Genomic DNA, 3,384 nt, shown 5'->3' with positions numbered 1-3,384 from the left:
TGGGTGCATAGCTCAGCTGGATAGAGCAACGCCCTTCTAAGGCGTGTGTCCGGGGTTCGAATCCCTGTGCGCTCACCAATAAAGGAAAGTTTCACTTATGTGAAACTTTTTTTTTATATTTCTTATAATTATAGAAATTATTACAAAATACTTACAATTATATTGTATAAATCAAATTGTTTGTATATAGCTACACTAATATAGTATAATACATAGTGTAAATAATTGAGAACTTATCAAACAGGAGGATAGAACTGTGTCCGATATAAATTCTTTTTTAACTAGTTTTATTAGTATAATAACACGAATTAGTATAAATGACATAATAGATATATCCATAGTCGCATATATCTTTTATAAAATATTTATGTTTATAAAAGATACAAGAGCAGCACAAGTTTTAAAAGGTATAATTTTATTATTAGTAGCAACTCAACTTAGTGATACATTTAGACTACATACCCTTTATTGGATATTAGTTAATGCTTTAAAAATTGGTTTGTTAGCTGCTTGTATAATTTTCCAACCTGAACTAAGAGCAGGGCTAGAACATATAGGGAGAGCAAAATTAAAATTCTTTGGAAAAAATAATTTTAATACATCTCAAGAAAATATGAATAGAACTATCGAAGAAATAGTTGAATCATTATATTCTTTATCAAGACAAAAAATAGGAGCTCTTATAATTATGGAGAGACAGACTAAAATAGGGGATATAATAAACACTGGAACTATACTAGATGCAGAAGTTTCAAGACAATTATTAATAAATATATTTATTCCGAATACGCCATTACATGATGGTGCTGTTGTTATTAGGGATTCGAAAGTAACAGCTGCTGCATGTTTTTTACCTCTAACTCAAAGTAAAGATTTAAGTAAGGATTTAGGAACAAGACATAGAGCAGGAGTTGGGGTAAGTGAAGTTTCAGATTGTATAACATTAATAGTTTCTGAAGAAACAGGAGATGTATCAATAGCAAAGGCAGGTAAATTGTACAGAAATATATCTAAAGAAAGAATGACTAACATATTACGTAGTAATTTAAAGATAGATATAGAGGATAAAAGCTTTTTTAAAGGTGGTATATTCAGATGATTAATAAATTTAAAAATAATACCAAAATAAAAACAATATCGATCTTAAGTGCAGTAGTATTATGGCTTTATGTTATGGCAATAGTTGATCCAAAGGAAACGAAGAGATTTGAGGATATTCCTATAACAATAGATAATATGAAGGAATTAGATGAAAATAATTTAGTTATATATCCAAAAGAGGAATTAAAAACAGATATTTATTTAACTGGAAATTTATCTAGCCTTCAGAAAGTAAAAAAAGAAAACATACATGTTTATGGCCAGATTAATAACCCTATAGAGGGGGATAACCCTGTAGAGGGTACAAATCGTTTATATTTAAAAGCCATTGTAGATGAAAGTGTAACCTATGAATTTAAAACGAAAGTAATAACATTAAATTTAGAAAAAATGGTAAATGAGAATAAGCAAGTAGAAGTAATACTTGAAGGAAAGTTAAAAGATAATATAGATAATCTAAATAGAAGTATGAAGACTGTAAAAGTGTCTGGTCCAAGAACATTGGTAAAAAGTGTTACTAAAGTGGTTGCAATTTTAAATGCTGATAATGAAGAAAATGATTTTTCTACTAAATTAAATTTAATTCCTATAAATGAAAATGGTAAGAAAGTAGAAGGTGTAGAATTAGAAGCATCATCTGTAACTATATCGGCATCTATGTTAAAACAAAAAGAAGTTCCGATAAATTTAATTTATAATAATCAAAATCAAGAAGAACTTAATTTAGATAATTATAAATTAAGTCAAGATAAAATAGTTATAAAAGGAAAAAAAGAAGTTATAGACAAGATAGATTCAATTAATACAAAACCGTTGAATTTATTAGATGTAGATAAAAACACAGTAAATCAAGTATTATTAGAAATACCTGAAGGTATATCATATAATACAAAAATTATAACTATAAAATCATATAAGGTTAAAAAAATAACGGATGAGTTTACTTATGGTGTTGGAGATATTCAAATAAGAAATAATGAAAATAATATGGATGTATCCAAACTTAAAATTCCTGAAGATATAAAAGTTAATATAGATTATATAAATGATAATCAAAAGATATTAAAATCAGATATAGTTTTATATATAGATTTATCAGGAAATGATGAAGATAAGCAAACTTACGATATAAAATATGAAACAAATTATAAATTAGATAGTATAAGTATAAATCCAACTAACGTGGAAATTCAACAATAAAATATATAGTATTACAATAGATGTAATAAAAATAGTTTTTTAATTTGACATATGTTAAATTTATATTTTTATTGCATCTTTTTGTAATTCAAGATAATATAAACTTGAATAATAAAATTTTTTTCTTAGTATATAAAAAAATTTTATAAAAAAATTTTTTATTATATACTAGGAAAAAATTGGTTAAAGATATATAATTTAAGTATAGGATAAAAAAATTTCAAATCGCTACACGTGGATACAATGTTCATATAGTTTTATCATAATATAACCACATTGATGTATTTAAGGGGAAAATATATTTAAAATGAGGGGAGAAAAGATGGTAAATTTTAATGAAGTAATTAAATTTGCGAAAGAGAGAGGGCCTAAGGTCATATCTGTAGCATGTTGCCATGATAAAGAAGTCTTAATGGCTGTTGAAATGGCGAGAAAAGAAAGAATAGCAGATTCAATTTTAGTAGGGGATATAGAGAAAACAAAAGAAATAGCATCAGATTTGAATATAGATTTAAATAATTATGAATTAATAGACATCAAAGACATATCAGAGGCATCTCTAAAAGCAGTTGAATTAGTATCACAAAAAAAAGCAGACATGCTAATGAAAGGATTAGTAGATACATCAATAGTTTTAAAAGCTGTTTTAAATAAAGAAATAGGTTTAAGAACAGGCAATGTATTAAGTCATGTAGCAGTATTTGCAATAGAAGGATATAGTAGAATGTTTTTTATAACAGATGCAGCTATGAATTTAGCTCCAGACGTAAATGTGAAAAAACAGATTATAGAAAATGCATGTAAAGTAGCTCATTCACTAGATATAGACACTCCAAAAGTAGCAGCACTATGCGCAAAAGAAAAAGTAAACCCAAAAATGAAGGATACAGTTGAAGCAAAAGAACTACAAGAAATGTATGAAAGAGGAGAAATAACAGGTTGTATAGTAGGCGGACCTTTTGCATTAGATAATGCAGTATCTGTACAAGCAGCACATCACAAGGGAATAGATCATCCAGTAGCAGGAAATGCAGATATATTATTAGCACCAGATATAGAAGCAGGAAATATATTATATAAATC

At 26.8% G+C, this 3,384-nt stretch carries 3 protein-coding genes and 1 tRNA gene; all 4 read left to right on the top strand.

Annotation, left to right across the window (positions count from 1 at the left end; all coding sequences use genetic code 11):
- Position 1: 1 nt before the first annotated feature.
- A tRNA-Arg gene (locus CHF27_RS13525) sits at positions 2-78 on the top strand.
- 178 nt (positions 79-256) lie between these two features.
- Positions 257-1,099, top strand: a complete 843-nt coding sequence (gene cdaA, locus CHF27_RS13520; protein WP_095406603.1) for a diadenylate cyclase CdaA — start codon at positions 257-259, stop codon at positions 1,097-1,099.
- Positions 1,096-2,301, top strand: a complete 1,206-nt coding sequence (locus CHF27_RS13515; protein ID WP_095406602.1) for a CdaR family protein — start codon at positions 1,096-1,098, stop codon at positions 2,299-2,301. Before cdaA ends, CHF27_RS13515 begins: the two co-directional genes overlap by 4 nt.
- Before the next feature lie 322 nt (positions 2,302-2,623).
- The coding region (locus CHF27_RS13510; RefSeq protein WP_115976337.1) for a phosphate butyryltransferase at positions 2,624-3,384 on the top strand (761 nt) is incomplete at its 3' end.

Source organism: Romboutsia maritimum, assembly GCF_002251085.2.
In the GTDB taxonomy this organism is placed as follows: Bacteria; Bacillota; Clostridia; order Peptostreptococcales; family Peptostreptococcaceae; genus Romboutsia_B; species Romboutsia_B maritimum.
This window is presented reverse-complemented; position numbering and strand designations above follow the sequence as displayed.

Bases quoted from the DNA above. Each gene is read 5' to 3' on its own strand.
- CHF27_RS13515 (WP_095406602.1), top strand. From the start codon at position 1,096: ATGATTAATAAATTTAAAAATAATACCAAAATAAAAACAATATCGATC.